Origin of the sequence: Pseudomonas sp. QLc11A (genome assembly GCF_052112305.1) — a bacterium.
GTDB classification, from domain to species: domain Bacteria; phylum Pseudomonadota; class Gammaproteobacteria; order Pseudomonadales; family Pseudomonadaceae; genus Aquipseudomonas; species Aquipseudomonas laurylsulfatiphila.
This window is the reverse complement of sequence record NZ_JAVAJJ010000004.1, coordinates 150705-167068: the sequence shown is the minus strand read 5'-3', so window position 1 is coordinate 167068 and position 16364 is coordinate 150705. Positions and strand designations below refer to the sequence as shown.

Sequence of the window (16364 nt, the reverse complement as noted above, 5' to 3'; positions counted from 1 at the left end):
TGGATGCAGCGCTCGCAGCGCCAAAAAGTCTTAGCGAAGGGCTTTCCAGGCAGCGACATAGGCCTTGGCATTGACCGCCACCTGCGCAGACGTCATGCCCGGTTTGAACAGACCGGAGCCGAGGCCGAAACCTTTGACGCCCGCGTCGATAAACACCTGCATGTTGTCCGGGGTAATGCCACCGACCGGTGCCAGAATCGTCCCGGCCGGCAGTACCGCCAGCCAGGCCTTGACGACTGCCGGTCCCATTTGCTCGGCCGGGAACAACTTGAGGATGTCCGCGCCTTCGGCCAGCGCCGCGAAGGCTTCGGTCGGTGTGGCGACACCGGGCGACAGAGACAGCCCCGCCGCTTTCGCCGCACGCAGGACCTTCGGATCGCTATGGGGCATGACGATCACCTGGCCCCCCGCCGCTTTCACCCGTTCGACCTGTTCCGGCGTCAGCACCGTGCCGGCACCAATCAGGCAATCGGCAGGCAAGGTACTGCGCAGGATGCGGATACTGTCGTACGGTTCAGGGGAATTGAGCGGCACTTCGATGACGCGAAATCCGGCGGCGTACAGGACTTCGCCGATAGCGGCAGCTTCCTGTGGACGCAAGCCGCGCAGGATCGCGATCAAGCCGTTTTGCGCCAGCGCTTGTTTGAGCATGTCAGACCTCCAGGCAGGTTTAACGGGATGCGGTGGACGAGACCAGACCGGCGGCGAGCGCCAGTTGCCACAATCCGCGTTCGGTGGCCTGTTCGGCCAGGGTCACCCGGGTAAAGCCGCAGGCGTCGAGCGCACGGCGGTAGCGGGCACAGAGTTGGGTATTGCCGATAAGGATGATCGACGGCAGGTGCACGCTGTTGCGCCGACGCCGCTGGACATTGGCCAGGGCCGACAACTCGTGGCCGATCAGCAGGCCGGACAGATAATCGGCCTGGGCGCAGGCGCTCAATTCGCCGGTCAGGCCCAGGCTACGGGCGCTGAACAGCGTCGACAGCGGACCGGTTTCACCGTCCGCCGACAACGCGACCTGCACGCCACGATCAAACGCATCCCCCTCGAAAGACCCGCCACGCTGCTGGGTGCGCCCGAGAATGCTGTGCTCGCTGAGCACGGCGAAGACTTCGCCAGTCATGAAGGTATCGAAATGCACGATGCAGCCGTCGGCCACTTCCACCCATTTCGAATGACTGCCCGGCAGGCCGATCAGCAGATCCGCACTCGCCTCGCCCGGCAGGTTTTGCAGCACACCGAGCACCTGGGTTTCTTCGCCGCGCATCACGTTCGGCAGACGTGAACGCTCGATGACGCCGGGCACGATGTGCACATCGACGCCACGCAGGCTGCGAACGGTTTGCAAGGAAGTGCCGAGCGTGGCGACGTTCGCCGGCGTGTCGCGGTACGCCGCTTCGCACCAGCCCTGGGCGCTGCCGACCATGCCACAGGCAATCACCGGCAATTGCGGCTGGGCATCGAGCCAGTCACCGCATGCCTCTTCGAAGGCCAGTTCAAAACCGTCGGTGCACTCCCGGCCGCCGATGATTCGAGGCGCCTTGGGCAACTGCATGATCCCCGACGCCAGCGAACGCTGTTCGAGCACCTGCCCGCCTTCGGCCAGTTTGTAAGCACGTAATGAGGTTGTCCCCCAGTCGAGCGCGATCAATTGCGCCTGCATCGCTTCACCTGTTTTGGTTTTTGGCAGTGAGTGAGCGGGACTATAAACCCATGCGCTGCAAAATCTCAATATATAAATACTAATCCCATATATTGAGACATAGACAAAAAAAACCACCGCCTACGGTAGCTCCCTGGAATGCATTCCCGTGTAGGAGCTAGCTTGCTAGCGATGGTCGTCAACGATTAAGCGGAAAACCTGACACCCCGTGGTGCTTTCGATTTCTTCGCGAGCAGGCTCGCTCCTACAGGGGATACGGCTCAACTGCCCTCGGCGAACTCGCGCAATACTTTCCCATCCATCCGATACCGGACCCACTCCTCCTGCGGCTGCGCACCCAGGGATTTGTAGAAGTCGATGGCCGGCGTATTCCACTCCAGCACGCTCCATTCGAAACGGCCGCAGTCGTTGGCGCAGGCGATTTTCGCCAGATGCCGCAACAGGGTCTTGCCTGCGCCACCGCCGCGCTGCTCCGGAGTGATGTAAAGGTCTTCGAGGTACAGGCAATTGCTGCCCAACCAGGTGGAATAGCTGAAGAAGAACACCGCGAAACCGATGGCTGCGCCGTCGCGCAGGCAGATCAGGCCATGGGCCGTGGCGCCTTCGCTGAACAGGCTGCGTTCGATATCGGCAACGCTGGCGATGACTTCATGGCGGGCACGTTCGTAGTCGGCCAGTTCAGTGATGAACGCGAGGATTTGCGGTGCATCACTGGGGGTCGCCGGGCGGATTTCGATCGTCATGGACGTGCCTTGTCAAAAGTTGAAAACGCCATACTAAGGCGACACGATATTTGTGGCGAGGGGGCTTGCCCCCGTTGGCCTGCGAAGCAGGCCCTTTCTCAGCGATCGCATTACACCAGAAAGATTGCAGTTTTCTTATTGGGGTTGCTGCGCAACCCAACGGGGGCAAGCCCCCTCACCACAAGCAAGCTCCCTCGCCACAAAAGCTCCCTCACCACAACAACGCAGAGGCTTCACTCCGGCCGCCACTAACCCTGGCATCGATAACCTTGGACCTGACAATCAGGCACTGCGTGGTTAGATAGAGGCGCTGCTCACTTATCCGGTCAAGGAACCGCGTCATGTCTACCGCAACACCCCCAGTCTCAAGCAAATTGTTCGGCCTGTTTTGCCTTGCCAGTTACCTGCTGTCATTGTCCTATGGCTCGACCTTCCTGCTGTCGCTGCTGATCAACGCGCGTGGCGGCAACGAACACGATGCCGGCAGTGTGATTTCGGCGGCGATGCTCAGCACCTTTGCGGCGGTGATCGTTTCCGGTCATTTGTCCGACCTGCTCGGTGCCGCCCGGTCGGTGGCGCTGTTCGGTGTGTTGCTGGTAGCGGCCAGCCTGGGCTTCGCCCTGACCCCGGGCTTCGGCCCTCTGTTGTTGTTTTTCGGCCTGCTGCTGGGCCTGGGTTGGGGCGTGTTCTACACCCTCGGGCCGATCATCGTGGCAAGCCTGGTGACACCCGCACAGCGCGCCAGATACTTCGCCCTGCTGTCGGGCAGCATGATGACCGGGATCGGCAGTGGCCCGCTGCTCGGCCGCGCGGCGAGTGCCCTCGGGTATCCGGTAACCGCTGCGTTTTATCTGGCGGCACTGGCCAGCCTGGTCGGTGTGGTGCTGTTCTGGCGACTGCAGCAAAAATTGAATCAGGCCCCTCTGCCATCGGGCAGCGTGTCGCGGATTTCGTGGCGTGCAGCGGGTCAGGTGCTGTCGTCCAGGGCTGTCTTTGCGATCATCATGGTCGGTCTTGGCGGCTGCGTGTTCGGCGGCCTGTCGAGCTTTCAAACCAGTTATGCCGCAGCGCACTCGCTCGACTACTCGCTGTTCTTCCTCGGCTTCATGAGCGCGGCGATCAGTGGCCGAATGCTGGTTGCCGGGTTCGTGGTCAAGCGCGATCCATTGCGTGCCTCGTGCCTGCTGTCGGGGCTGATGCTGGCATCAATCGTCATGTTCGGTTTTGTCGTCGACAGCAGCTTCAGCTACGTGCTCGCGGCGGTGATGCTCGGGACCGGTTACGGCCTGACCTACTCGGTGATCAACGGCCTGGCCGCCAATGAGGCGCCGACTGGCACCACCGCACAATCCTTGCTGCTGTTCAGCCTGTCGTACTTCATCGGTGTGTTCGGCTTCCCCTTGCTGGCCGGGAAAATCATCGTCGAGCAAGGCATGGCCACACTGCTGCTCACCGTGCTGGCGGTTGCTGCGCTCAACTGGTTGATCACCGCAGGCCGATTGATCTGGCGAAGGGCAACAGCGGTCAGGGCATTGACACAGGCCTGAGCCGTCCGTCGCTAACAACGCACCTATCCCGGTCGAGGACGGACTAATCAGGTAAGGACTCTACCCGTTGGAGACAACACCATGATCCTGTCCAGGTTGACCGCCCTCGCCCTCTGCGCCCTGCTGTCTTGTGCCTCGTTCGCCGGGACCCTCGGCTCGAGTACCGGCCCGACCAACCCGGTGGAAAAGCCCAGGGCGCCGGCCATCCAGAGTGCCCCCGGCATGAACACCGACGGCACCACGATCGATCACAACCTGCCTCCGTCCACCGGCACCGACCCGCGCATCCAGGGCAATGACATGGGGCGTCAGGGAGGGGCGGACTTGCCGAACAGAAAAACGCCCGGCAGCGGTGGTCTCGGCTCGAGCACCACCGAGGACGAGGACAGCAACATCAGCCAATAGTGAAGCCAGGATAAATGTACTGAAGCTGACGGCCCCTTCGCGAGCAAGCCCGCTCCCACAGGATCTATGCCACACCAACACTCAATGTGTGAAGGCAGAACCCTGTGGGAGCGGGCTTGCCCGCGAAGGCGTCGTCATATCCAACATTTACATTTCAGACAGACCTTCGCGGGCAAGCCCGCGCCTACGGAGGAAATGAATGTCAGCGCTGCTTAAGTCGGTCAATGACCACCGCCAGCAGCAAGATCGAACCGCGAATCACATACTGATAAAACGTATCGATATTCTTCAGGTTCATCGCATTCTCGATGATCGCCAGAATCAACACCCCGGCAATCACGTGCCGGATCATGCCGATCCCGCCACTCAACGATACCCCGCCCAGTACACAGGCCGAGATCACGGTCAGCTCGAAACCCTGGCCGATCATCGGTTGCCCGGAGGTCATGCGCGACGCCAGGATCACCCCGGCCAGCGCGCCGATCACGCCATGCACGGCAAAGATGATGATTTTGGTCCGGTCGACATTGACCCCGGCCAGCAACGCCGCCTCCTGATTGCCGCCGATGGCCATGGTGTTGCGCCCGTAGGTCGTGTAGTTCAGCAGCCAGCCGAAGAACAGGAAGCAGACGATGGTGATCAGGATCGGTACCGGCACGCCGAACATCTGGCCGTTGCCGAACACGAAGAACGACTCCTGGGACACCCCCACCGCCTTGCCGTTGGCGAAGATGTAGGCAAGGCCGCGCACGATCTGCATGGTCGCCAGCGTGGTGATCAGCGCGTTGACCCGCAGCTTGGCGATGACGATGCCGTTGATCAGCCCGACAATCAGGCCCATCACCAGCGCCGCACAGACACCGAGAAACACGCTGTCGGTGTCGCGCATCACCACCGCCGCAACCACCCCGGCACAGGCAATCACCGAACCCACCGACAAGTCGAAATGCCCGGACGCCAGGCAATACAACATGGTGCACGCAGCGATCCCGGTGGTGGAAATCGCCAGGCCCAGGCCACGCATGTTCAGTGGCGATAGGAAGTTGTCGATCATCAGGGTACAGAGCACGAAGATTCCGACGGCGGCCAGCAGCATCACCCAGTCATCGAGGAAGCGCCGCAGGTCCAGCGGTTTGCGCGTGGTCGGCAGGGTGTTGTTTTGGGTTGTCATCATAGTCACCTCTCAGTTCGCCACGCCGTCAGCGCGTTGGCGCGGCAAAGCCAGTTGCAGCAGGTTGGATTCGTTGGCCTGGTCGCGGCTCAGTTCGCCACGCAGCGCGCCTTCGCACAGCACCAGGATGCGGTCGGAAATGCCCATGACTTCCATCAAGTCGCTGGACACCACAATCACCGCGATCCCCTCGGCCGCCAGGTTATGGATGATCTGGTAGATCTCGGCCTTGGCACCGATGTCGATGCCACGGGTGGGTTCGTCGAGCAGCAACACTTTCATCGGCATCGACAGCCAGCGGCCGAGAATGGCCTTCTGTTGATTGCCACCGGATAGAAACTTGATCGGCTGCCCGGCGTGTGGTGTTTTCACCTTGAGCGCCTTGATCTGCTGGTCGGCATTGCCTTTCTCCCACTGGCCACGCAACAGGCAGCCGAAGGCGGAATGGGCGCCGCGGGCGCTGATGTTGATGTTCTCGGCGACGCTGGCCAGCGGCAGGATGCCTTCCTTCTTGCGGTCCTCGGGGCACAACAGGATCCCGGCGGCAATCGCATCCCGGGGTGAACGCAGCTTCAGTTCATGGCCACGCAGTTTCAGCTGTCCGGCGCGGTTTCGCGCCAGGCCGCTGAGCAGGCGCAGCAGCTCGGTGCGACCGGCGCCCACCAGCCCGAACAACCCGAGAATCTCGCCTTTGTGCACCTCGAAACTCACGGGCTCGCGTAACCCCGGCCCGAGCAGACCGTCGACCTTGAGCGCCACCGCACCGCGCTGGCGCGGGCGGTAATCGTAGATGTCCTGGATGTCGCGCCCGACCATGCAGGTGACCAGTTGATCATGGGTCAGCTCGCTCATGTCATCGAACGTGCGCACGTATCGCCCGTCCTTGAACACCGTCACCGCATTGCAGATGCGGAACACTTCTTCCATGCGGTGGGAGACGTAGAGCACCACTTTGCCCTCGTCCCGCAGCCGGCCGATGATCGCCATCAGGCGGTCGATCTCCCGCGCCGAAAGGCTGCTGGTGGGCTCGTCGAAGGCGATCACATGGGCGCCACGGGACAGCGCCTTGGCGATTTCCACCAGTTGCCGCTGGCCGAGAGACAGGCGCCCGACTTTCTCCTGCGGGTCGATCTCATCGGCCAGGCCTTTGAGACAGGCCAGTGCCTGCTGGCGCAGGGCGCTGCGATTGATCAGGCCGAAACTGGCTGGCAGATGCCCGAGAAACAGGTTCTCAGCCACGGTCATTTCCGGCACCAGATGCAGCTCCTGGTGGATCACCGCGACGCCACTGCCGATGCTGTCGGCGGTGGACTTGAAGTCCATCGTCCGCTCGCCGATCTGCAAGGCTCCGCTGCTGGGTATGTAGGCCCCGCCGAGGATTTTCAGCAGCGTCGATTTGCCGGCGCCGTTCTCGCCCATCAAGGCATGAACCTGCCCCGGATAGGCGACGAAGCTGATGTTGTCCAGCGCCTTCACCCCGGGAAAGGTCTTGCCGATCCCGTTGAAACGCAAGCTGCCGCTGTGTTGTTGTGTATGTGTTTGCGCGTGCATAACCCACCTCTTCAAACCGGACAGGCAGCCTCGTCGCCGAGACCGCCGCTGAAACCAATGGCCGTCAGTTCCACAGGCCGATCTTTTCCAGTTCCTGCTTGAAGTTGTCGCGGGTGATCAGCGTCACGTCATCCATGGCGGTGTACTTCGCCGGTTCTTTGCCGGTGGTGACCCACTCGTACATCATGCTTGCGGTGTTGTAGCCCTCGATGTGCGGGCTCGGCAGCATCGAACCATAAAAGCCGCTGTCGGGCTTCTTCAGCTCGCCGATGGCGTCGGTACCGTTGATGCCGATGCCGATCACGTTGGCCGCAGCGAACCCGGCGCTCTCGGTGGCGCGCACACCGCCGAGCACGGTGTTGTCGTTCATGCCGCCGATGATCAGGTTCTTCGCTGCACTCGGCAGTTTCACCAACGCCGAGTTGGTGGCGTCCATGCTGCCCGGCACGTCGAGGGTCTTCAGAGCCGAGAACAGGATGTGGTCCTTTGGCATGCCGGCGTCTTCCAGGGCTTTGACCGAACCGTCAGTGCGCTTCTTGCCGGTGTCGAGTTCGTTGTAGGTATTGATCACCGCGTACGTGTCTTTCCAGTCCCAGCCGCGTTTCTTCGCCTCGGTGGCCATGGCATGGCCTTGCTTCTGGCCGACTTCGAACGCGGCCATGCCGAGGTACGGCACGTCTTCCATGAATTTGCCGCTGGCATCGACGAAACGGTCATCGACGGCGATCACCTTCAACCCGTTGAGCCTGGCCTTGGCCATGATTGCCGGGCCGAGGGACACGTCCGGCGGGCAGATCACGAAGCCCTTGGCGCCGTTGGCCGCGAGGCTGTCGATGGCCGACAGGGTTTTCTCACCGTCCGGCACGGCGATCTTGATCAGGGTGAAGCCCTTCTCTTTCCCGGCCTTTTCGGCAAACGCCCACTCAGTCTGGAACCAGGGCTCTTCCGCTTGCTTGACCAGAAACCCGATTTTCACTTCCTCGGCCGCCAGCAGCGTGCTGCTCAGGCTGACCGCCGAGACCGCCAACGCGGCACAGCATAGGGAACGGATAGCACGACGACGATTCATAAGCTGACTCCTTGTTATTTTTCTTGAGCGTTCTTTGAAAGCGTTCTGTAAAGCCTGGGCGGTAAACCGTACTGCCAATAGTCATATCGTATGATGATTGACTTTCAGGCGTACCAAGACGCCTGAAAGCCCGACCACTCAGTCGTGGTACATCACCGAGCGCCCACCATCGATGGTGATGCACGAGGCATTGATGAACGGCGCTTCATCACTGGCCAGGAACACCGCAGTCATCGCCACTTCAATCGGCTGGCCGATGCGTTTGGGTGGATGCAGGTCAAACGCACGCTGGCGCTCAGCGTGAGGGTCGGCAAAACCGTTCCAGTAATCGATATTGATCTGGGTTTCGATATAGCCCGGTGCGATGGCGTTGACGCGGATGCCCCTGGACGCATATTCGATGCCCAGCGCGCGGGTCAGGCCGAGCAAGCCGTGCTTGGCCACCGGGTAGGGAAAGCAGCCCGGAATGATGTGGGAGGAATGGGTCGAGGCAATATTGATGATGCTGCCGATGCCCTGCTCGATCATCTGCGGCAGCACCGCCTTGCAGCCATACCAGGCGCCATCCAGATCGATGGCAAAGCAGCGACGCCAGTCTTCCTCGGTCATTTCCAGCGGATCACGGAACACGTTGACCCCGGCGCAGTTGACCAGCACATCGATCCGGCCGTGTCGCTCGACCGCCAGCCTTGCCATCGCCTGCAGATCCTGCGGCTGTGAAACGTCAGCCTTGATCGCCACCACGTCGGCGCCCTGTCCGCGCCAGTGCGCCGCGACCTTCTCGACCTTCTCGGCCTGGATGTCGCTGATGATCAGCCTGGCCTGCTGGGACGCAAAGGTCGCCACAATGGCCTCGCCAATGCCCTGGGCGGCACCGGTCAGCAACACGACTTTGTCTTTGAGGCGCTCACCCTTGGGCGGCTCTGGCACCGGGGGCAATGACAGCGGTTCAGCCATGGTTCAAGACTCCTGTTCGAAAACACGACAAAAACCGGACATCAGTCGATGGCCGGTCAAAAGGCGTTGTGGAAGAAAACAGGTGAAAGCGAAAACGTTTCAGCTTGAAAACGCTCTGCGGCACTGTCTGCGCAAGGGAGCACGGGGGAATTTCGCTGCATCACTTCACCTGTTTTGTTTTTTTGAGTGTGAGTGCATGTAACTGGTGAGGCCGACTATAAACCTGGCCCGCGACAAATCTCAATATATATATTCATATCCCATATTATGGGAATTAACCCGCAAAACGCGTACAACGCTTCCCGGGCACATCCACTGGAATCGACAGCACCGCCCCATCCAGGGGATGGCCCAGTGGACTCGCCGCGCTGGTGATGTACAGGGTTTTCAGGTCTGCACCACCGAACACGCAACTGGTGGGACGACTGATCGGCAGTTCGATGGTCCGGTCGACTTTGCCGTCAGGGCTCAACCTGAGCAGACAGTGGCCATCCCAACGGGCATTCCAGATAAAACCTTCGGCATCCATCGCCGAGCCGTCCGGGCCGCCGCGCCCGTGCGGGCCAAACCAGACCTGCGGCGCATCAAGGGCGCCGTTGCTACGGATGAAGTGTCGATACAAGGTGCCATCGAGGCTGTCGCCGAAATAAACGCTGGTGGCGTCATCGCTCCACAACAGCGTGTTGGGAATGCCCAGGTTGCGCAGTAACGGCACAACCCGCCCGGCACGATCGATGCGCAACAGTCCACCCGAACGGCGCACGATGGGCAGGTCTTCGCCCTGTTCTCCGATATTGTTTTGCATGGTACTGAGCCAGAGCCGACCCTGGGCGTCGCAGCGGGCTTCGTTGGGGCGGTTGCCCGGTTGCGGATCGGCCACGCAGAACAATGTCAGGCGCGGCGTCAGGCCCGGTGAATCGAGATCGAGCCGATACACGCCACTGCTCAATGTCACCAGCGCGTCGCCGCTTTCACAGGGGATGAAAGCTGACACATGTTCCGGCATCTGCCAGATCTGCACGTTAGCGCCGATCAACCGCAACGCCTGTTTACCCGCGATATCCACCCAATACAGGGCCTGGGTCGGCGCATCCCAGAACGGACCTTCGCCCAGTTTCGCCCGATGCCCGGTAACCGCCGTCAACGTCATGAAACCTCCTGCATGGTTCTTGTTTTTATGATGTAGGACCCAGCTTGCTGGCGATGGTGTGTCAGTCGGTCTCGTGGTAGCTGATAAACCATCGCCAGCAAGCTCGCTCCTACAGGGGTTCGAGTGCTCAGCTGGCCTTTTTATCGGCCATGACTTGCGGGTAGTAACGCTTGATCGCCAGGGCGGCGTTATCGATCAGGGTCATGCAGGCCCAGACGCCCCGAGCGGTATCACGGGCCGCAATAGCCTCGGCCAGGTCCCGGTGAATCGGCAAGGTGCGACGCAGTTCATCCGGGTCGGCGGCGGACACTTCAAAGGCCACCGCCAGCAACGCGCCGAGGGCGGGAACCATTTGTTCGATGAATTGATTGTGGCTGGCGGCCAGGATGCACTCGTGGAAGAGCTGGTCGGCACGGTTGTAATCGATGCCGCTGTCCACCGCCCGTTCCAGCGCGTTGCAGGCCAACAGGATCGCGTCCACCTGTTCGCCGGTTGCGCGCTCACAAGCCCAGCGCACGGCCATCGGTTCGATGGTGCGACGCAGATCGAGCAGATCGTCGACGAAGTTTTCCGGCAAGCCGCTGCGCGACAGCCAGCCGACGACTTGTGGATCGAAGAGGTTCCAGCGCCGCACCGGCAACACTCGCGTGCCGACTTTCGGGCCGACTTCGAGCATGCCTTTGGCAACCAGGGTTTTGATCGCTTCGCGGATGACCGTACGGCTCACGCCAAGTTGTTCGCCGAGGTCGGCTTCGACCTTGAGTGACTCACCCGGCCTGACCTGCCCCGTGGCCAGCCAGCATCCCAGCCAGTCGACCGTCGTAGCATGAAAGCTGTTGGACATGAGCACCTCCAAGCCGTATGCGATGGAGGACCACGCTAATCATCATACGATTGTGTGTCAATTTGATTTTTTGAAGAAATCAGAAATCTGATGCGGGAGCGGGCTTGCTCGCGAATGACGGTGTTACTGAATCAACTCGGTACTGAGTACTTTTGAAGACCCACCTATCACGCTCTCGCTGAGCTGAACAAACGCCTGGGTATCGATTTCCCCCTGCTGCATCGCCCCGCGCAACACGTCGTCCAGTGAACGCTTGTTGTGGGTTTTCAGACGAATCTCGCGATCCAGTTCCTGCAGCAACACCACCGCCCTGGCCACCTGCGCCGGGTTGACCCGATCACTGCGCAGCGTGGTGACTTTCTGGCTGGTCCCGACCAGTTTGCCGTGCAGGCTCTCGTAGCGTTCATCGCTCATGCCGCCGGCCCGCCGCACCAGTTCGATGGCGTAATACTCGGCAAAGCCTTCATTGATCCAGTCACTGCGCTTTGTGCCGTTGATCCGTCCGAACACCTGGGCCAACTCGCGAACCAGAGCGCTGGAGCCGCTTTCGCTGACCAATGGCAGGCGACTGTTGAGGTAGATCGACTCATGCGCCGACCGGCTGCCACGCCACATCGGATCATTGGCCCCGACGATCAGCAGTTTGCCCGGGTGTCGCGGGTACAGCGCCTGCACTTGCGGCCAGACGAAGGTCAGCATCGTCAGCACATCCATACGCCGCATGCCCTGCCCCAGCGGCGAGGCGACGGTGACTTCAGTCTCGCCCAGACGGGTACGGCGGCTGCCAAGCTGGCCGGCGAGCATCCAGCCCGTGGGCCGGTCGAACAGCCTGGAAGGGTTATCGATACGGAACTTGTTCTGGCCGATCCGTGGCCACGCGGTTTCGACGCTTTTCCAGCCACCGGGCAGCTCGAATTCAAGGCGTGAAACCAGTTCGATGCCATCTTGTTGATCGAGTCTGGCAGGCGGCACCAGATCGTCGCCGCGCATCAATGCCCAGTTTGGCGTCATGCGAGCTTCAAAACTGCCGTTCTTGCGTTCGTGGTTGATATTCACCCGATACGTCAGGCTGGCCTTGTCAGCCGCTGGACGCCAGACACCCCGCACCGCTTTGCCAGAGGTCAGTTGCCATTGGCCGTCGGCCTTGAAATCGCTGTAGTGGCTGCCATCGCCCAGGTCGAAATCCAGACTGCGAACCGCCGAGCCCTGGGCGAGCGTCAGGCGCACTTCGGCCTGATCGTTCTTCGGCAACAGGCGCACGTGATAATCCAGATCGACCTTGTTCGCTGCCCATACGGGCGCGCTCACGGCCAGTAATCCAACGCCCCACGCCTGCCGCCATCCCACAGCCATACACACTCCTTCGTGAAAGGTTGAGCCTCTGGCAGTCAGCCTGCGCGGAAAATCAGGTGATCTTCCCAGTCGTCTTCCGGCACGCTGCCTTCGGCGAGCATGCGCCCGGACTGGGAGATCCGCTCATGGTGCACGGCATCGCGATCACCGCACACCAGGTGATGCCACAACGGCAGGTCCTTGCCTTCGCTGACCAGACGATAGCCGCATGTCGGCGGCAGCCATTTGAATTCGTCGGCCTTGCCCGGCGTGAGCTGGATGCAGTCAGGCACAGTGTCGCGACGGTTAGGATAATCCGTGCACTGGCAGGTTTTCAGGTCCAGCAGTTTGCAGGCGATGCGCGTGTAATAGACGCTGTTGTCGTCTTCGTCTTCAAGCTTTTGCAGACAGCACAATCCACAGCCGTCGCACAGCGACTCCCATTCCTCCTGATCGAGTTGATCGAGGGTCTTGCGTATCCAGAACGGTTCTACTTTGGCGGCCATGGTTCGAGCATCGACATCAGGTGGTGAAAAGGCCGCCAGTCTAGTGCCCGAAACCCCGTGGGCCAAGCATTGGCGACTGTCGGTAGAACGGGCTTGTCAGTTTCTGCGCTGCCAAGTAGGGTTTTTCGTCGCTTCCACTTTCAAACGTAGCAAGGAATCTCTTGATGAGTGCCAACCCACGCGTTGCCGATTACACCATTGACCCTCAGTTCACCGATCGCTGGTCGCCCCGCGCCTTCACTGGCGAAGCCATTGCCGAAGAAACCCTGCTGAGCTTCTTCGAAGCTGCGCGCTGGGCACCTTCGGCCTACAACTCGCAACCCTGGCGCTTCCTTTACGCACGTCGCGATACGCCGAACTGGGAGCGCTACCTGGGACTGCTGAACGAATTCAACCGCAGCTGGGCGCAACATGCTTCGGCCCTGGTGATCGTGATTTCGAAAACCACCTTCGTCGCGCCTGGCGCCACCGAAGAAACCCCGGCCCTGTGGCACACCTTCGACACCGGTTCCGCCTGGGGCCACCTGGCCCTGCAAGCAAGCCTCAGCGGCTGGCACACCCACGGCATGGCCGGCTTCGACCAGGAGCTGACCCGCAAGGAGCTGAACATTCCTGAAGGCTACGCCCTGCACGCCGCCGTCGCGGTGGGCAAGCTGGGGGACAAGGCCAACCTGGCGGAGTACCTGCAGGCCCGTGAAGTACCAAGCCCGCGTCGTCCGTTGAGCGAGCTGGCGGCTGAAGGCGACTTCAGTCTCTAAGCCATACTGAAAATCCCTGTGGGAGCGAGCTTGCTCGCGATGGCGGCCAGTCAGTCAACATTGATATTGAAGCTAATGGCCTCATCGCGAGCAAGCTCGCTCCCACAGTTTTTGAGAGTGATTTCAGTACCCGCGATCGAAATCCACTTCCCCGCGCAACGCCTCTCCCGCCTGAAACGCCCGCAGGTTTTCGACAAACAGCTTCACCATCATCGACGGCGAAGTCGGTGCCGAACTGTGGCCTGTAAGCAGCAGGCCCCAGGCTGTCCAGAATGGATGCCGCTGGGGCAATGGCTCCTGACGGCACACGTCGATCACCGCGCCCGCCAGATGCCCTTCCTTCAAGGCTTCCACCAGATCCGCATCGACCACCGCCACACCGCGCCCGGCATTGATGAACAACCCGGTCGGCTTGAATTGCTTGAACAGCGCCGCGTCGTAGATATCGTGGGTTTGCGGCGTGTTCGGCAGCAGATTGACCACGTAATCGACTTCACCGACCAGCCGCGGCAGATCCGCCAGTGAACCGACTTCGATAAACGGTGCCTGTTCCCGCGCGCTGCTGGCAACGCCATACAGCTCGACACCGAACGGCACGAGGAACTGCGCGACACTCTGACCGATATCACCGGTGCCGACGATCAACACCTTGCGCCCCGCCAGGCTCTGGCCATGGCGGCTGTCCCATTTGCGCTCGACCTGGCTGACCAGTCGCGCCAGCACTTCGCGTTCGTGACCGAGCATATAGGTGAGCACGTACTCGGCCATGACTTGCCCGAAGATGCCGACTGCACGGGTCAGGCGATAGTGCCGTGGCAAGCCATCGGCCAGCAGCGGCGTAATGCCGGCCCACGTCGATTGCAGCCATTGCGGTTGATGGCCCTGGCGTAACAGGGTCGCCAGCAGATCAGGCTGGCCGAGCCACACCGGACAATCAGCGGCCTGGCCGGCCAGCTCGGCGGAGTCACCGCTGGTCAGCACCTCCAGATCCGGTGCCGCCTCGCGCAACAGTTGGGCGTACACGGGGTGGTCGTGTTCAGCAATCAGGACGCGCATGCTTCAAACCTTTCAAAAACGATGCAGACGGCAGCCGACAGAGCGCTGCTCGGTCGATGCTGCCATCGCTAAAATCAATCAGTGTTTCATAACCACTCTGAACAGAGCCTGTCTGCCATTCACACCGGATCGTTGCGGCGCAACAATTCTTCCGGCAAGTGCTCGATGTACTCGTCTTCGGCTGGCGGCATTTGCAGGTGATAACCCTGTTTTTCGAGGTTATCCAGCACGACGGTGATGTCCTCGCGCGACAGCTTGCGCTCGGGGCTGAGCACCAGGTCGAACGCGTGGATGGCCTTGCCGAAGGCTGCCATCAGGGGTTCCGGCACGCGCTCCAGAGCATCGCTCTTGAGCACATACAGGTACATTTCGTTTCTTTTCGAGCTGCGGTAGATGGAGCAAATACGTTTCAAGGCTGTTCTCCGGCGGTGACCAGGCTGCCTAGCAGCGCCTGGCCCATCAATTCGCGGCGCCAGCCACGCAGCGAATCAGGCAATTGGTAGGGACCATTGGGGAAGCCGCTCTTGAGCAGCGCTTCCAGGGTTTTCTTGCGCAGCATCAGTTCCGGCGCAATGTTCAGGCGCTCGGCCTCGGCCTGGCCGATGGCTTTGAGCTGCTTGAGTAACACGGCAGCATCCACCGGCAGCGGCTCCGGCACGGCTGGCGGCCATTGATCTGGCGACACACTGCCAGAGCGCTTGATCAGATCAAGCAGAAACTCACCATCCTGACGCACGGTACGCGGGTGCATGTCTTCGATTTTCGCCAGGGCGCCGAGATTATCCGGTTGCGTACGCGCCAGCGGCCACAACGAATGCTCGCGGATGATCCGGTTGCGCGGCAGGTCGCGGGCACGGGCTTCCTTTTCGCGCCAGGCGCAGAGCTCACGCAATACCGCGAGTTGGGCGCGGGACAGCTTCCAGGCCAGCTTGGCATCGCGATAGACCTCGTACGGATCGATCTCGCGGCGCAGGTTGGCCACCAGTTCGGCACCGTCTTCCAGAACCCAGGCGTATTTCTCGTCAGACAGCTTTGGACGCAGCTTTACGAAGACTTCGGCCAGGTGCACGGCGTCTTCGGCGGCATAGCTGATCTGGGTTTCGGAGAGCGGACGTTGCAGCCAGTCAGAACGGGTTTCACCCTTGGGCAGGTCGATGCCGAGCACTTCCTGCACCAGGCGCGAATAGCCCATGGAGAAACCGAGGTTCAGGTAAGCGGCTGCCAATTGCGTATCGAACAGTGGCGCCGGCAGGCTACCGGTCAGGCGCAGCAGGACTTCGAGGTCTTCGCTGCACGCGTGGACAACCTTGAGCACGGCCGGATTTTCCAGCAACGCGGCCAGAGGCTGCCAGTTGTCGATGGTCAGCGGATCAATCAGGTAGGCACGTTCGCCATCGCCGACCTGCAGCAGGCCTGCGATCGGGTAGAAGGTGTCGACCCGCATGAATTCGGTATCGAGGGCAACGAATGGCAGTTGCTGCCACTCGGCACAAAACCGACCGAGGCTATCGTTGTCGCGAATCCAGTGAATATCGATGGCCACACGGCTCTCCCTTGAAGAATGGCGCGCAGTATATATCGCCCCCGGCGATTTCCGCGCATCCACTGAACA

Annotated in this window: 17 protein-coding genes; 3 read left to right on the top strand and 14 right to left on the bottom strand. The window is 61.1% G+C overall.

Annotated elements, in window-relative coordinates:
• Positions 1-30: 30 nt before the first annotated feature.
• The 3 genes from Q8X48_RS08340 to Q8X48_RS08330 all read right to left on the bottom strand — a co-directional run bounded on the left by Q8X48_RS08340 (position 31) and on the right by Q8X48_RS08330 (position 2406).
• A complete protein-coding gene (locus tag Q8X48_RS08340; protein ID WP_407800533.1) occupies positions 31-651 on the bottom strand; it encodes a 2-dehydro-3-deoxy-6-phosphogalactonate aldolase in 621 nt (206 codons plus the stop codon).
• Positions 652-670: 19 nt separating this feature from the next.
• Positions 671-1663 (bottom strand): 2-dehydro-3-deoxygalactonokinase, encoded by a 993-nt coding sequence (locus Q8X48_RS08335; RefSeq protein ID WP_407800534.1) that lies wholly within the window; start codon positions 1661-1663, stop codon positions 671-673.
• A 260-nt stretch (positions 1664-1923) separates the two neighbouring features.
• On the bottom strand, positions 1924-2406 hold the full coding sequence (locus Q8X48_RS08330) for a GNAT family N-acetyltransferase (RefSeq protein WP_007977016.1): 483 nt from the start codon (positions 2404-2406) through the stop codon (positions 1924-1926).
• Between the two features lie 341 nt (positions 2407-2747).
• Here Q8X48_RS08330 and Q8X48_RS08325 point away from each other — a divergent pair, with 341 nt between their 5' ends.
• Together Q8X48_RS08325 and Q8X48_RS08320 are read left to right on the top strand one after the other, a co-directional pair.
• Entirely contained in the window at positions 2748-3953 is a 1206-nt protein-coding gene (locus Q8X48_RS08325) for an MFS transporter (protein WP_407800535.1), read from the top strand.
• A gap of 81 nt (positions 3954-4034) precedes the next feature.
• Positions 4035-4358, top strand: coding sequence for a hypothetical protein (locus Q8X48_RS08320; RefSeq protein ID WP_126049879.1), 324 nt, complete (start codon positions 4035-4037; stop codon positions 4356-4358).
• A gap of 202 nt (positions 4359-4560) precedes the next feature.
• Here the strand turns inward: Q8X48_RS08320 and araH are convergent, their stop codons facing one another.
• The 8 genes from araH to Q8X48_RS08280 form a co-directional block, all read right to left on the bottom strand.
• Positions 4561-5529 carry an L-arabinose ABC transporter permease AraH gene (araH, locus tag Q8X48_RS08315; RefSeq protein ID WP_126050913.1) on the bottom strand — a complete coding sequence of 323 codons (969 nt, stop codon included), beginning with the start codon at positions 5527-5529 and terminating at the stop codon, positions 4561-4563.
• Between the two features lie 12 nt (positions 5530-5541).
• Positions 5542-7080, bottom strand: a complete 1539-nt coding sequence (gene araG, locus Q8X48_RS08310) for an L-arabinose ABC transporter ATP-binding protein AraG (protein WP_407800536.1) — start codon at positions 7078-7080, stop codon at positions 5542-5544.
• A 64-nt stretch (positions 7081-7144) separates the two neighbouring features.
• Positions 7145-8149: a substrate-binding domain-containing protein gene (locus tag Q8X48_RS08305; protein WP_015093936.1), complete on the bottom strand. Its 1005-nt coding sequence runs from the start codon at positions 8147-8149 to the stop codon at positions 7145-7147.
• A 138-nt stretch (positions 8150-8287) separates the two neighbouring features.
• The gene (locus tag Q8X48_RS08300) at positions 8288-9106 is read right to left on the bottom strand and encodes an SDR family oxidoreductase (protein ID WP_007977027.1); all 819 of its coding nucleotides are present in this window, start codon (positions 9104-9106) and stop codon (positions 8288-8290) included.
• Positions 9107-9380: 274 nt separating this feature from the next.
• The gene (locus Q8X48_RS08295) at positions 9381-10256 is read right to left on the bottom strand and encodes an SMP-30/gluconolactonase/LRE family protein (RefSeq protein WP_407800537.1); all 876 of its coding nucleotides are present in this window, start codon (positions 10254-10256) and stop codon (positions 9381-9383) included.
• 127 nt (positions 10257-10383) lie between these two features.
• Positions 10384-11100, bottom strand: a complete 717-nt coding sequence (locus Q8X48_RS08290; RefSeq protein ID WP_095966307.1) for a FadR/GntR family transcriptional regulator — start codon at positions 11098-11100, stop codon at positions 10384-10386.
• A 123-nt stretch (positions 11101-11223) separates the two neighbouring features.
• Positions 11224-12453 carry a hypothetical protein gene (locus Q8X48_RS08285; protein ID WP_407800538.1) on the bottom strand — a complete coding sequence of 410 codons (1230 nt, stop codon included), beginning with the start codon at positions 12451-12453 and terminating at the stop codon, positions 11224-11226.
• 35 nt (positions 12454-12488) lie between these two features.
• Positions 12489-12938, bottom strand: a complete 450-nt coding sequence (locus tag Q8X48_RS08280; protein ID WP_007984794.1) for a YcgN family cysteine cluster protein — start codon at positions 12936-12938, stop codon at positions 12489-12491.
• A gap of 164 nt (positions 12939-13102) precedes the next feature.
• Here Q8X48_RS08280 and Q8X48_RS08275 point away from each other — a divergent pair, with 164 nt between their 5' ends.
• Complete coding sequence (locus Q8X48_RS08275) at positions 13103-13696, top strand: nitroreductase family protein (RefSeq protein WP_407800539.1); 594 nt, start codon at positions 13103-13105, stop codon at positions 13694-13696.
• 123 nt (positions 13697-13819) lie between these two features.
• Here the strand turns inward: Q8X48_RS08275 and Q8X48_RS08270 are convergent, their stop codons facing one another.
• The 3 genes from Q8X48_RS08270 to rnd all read right to left on the bottom strand — a co-directional run bounded on the left by Q8X48_RS08270 (position 13820) and on the right by rnd (position 16295).
• Entirely contained in the window at positions 13820-14752 is a 933-nt protein-coding gene (locus tag Q8X48_RS08270; RefSeq protein WP_217837481.1) for a D-2-hydroxyacid dehydrogenase, read from the bottom strand.
• Between the two features lie 119 nt (positions 14753-14871).
• Positions 14872-15165 carry a YcgL domain-containing protein gene (locus tag Q8X48_RS08265; RefSeq protein ID WP_102698976.1) on the bottom strand — a complete coding sequence of 98 codons (294 nt, stop codon included), beginning with the start codon at positions 15163-15165 and terminating at the stop codon, positions 14872-14874.
• Positions 15162-16295: a ribonuclease D gene (rnd, locus tag Q8X48_RS08260; RefSeq protein ID WP_126049867.1), complete on the bottom strand. Its 1134-nt coding sequence runs from the start codon at positions 16293-16295 to the stop codon at positions 15162-15164. The genes Q8X48_RS08265 and rnd overlap by 4 nt, the downstream gene beginning before the upstream one ends.
• Between the last annotated feature and the right edge of the window lie 69 nt (positions 16296-16364).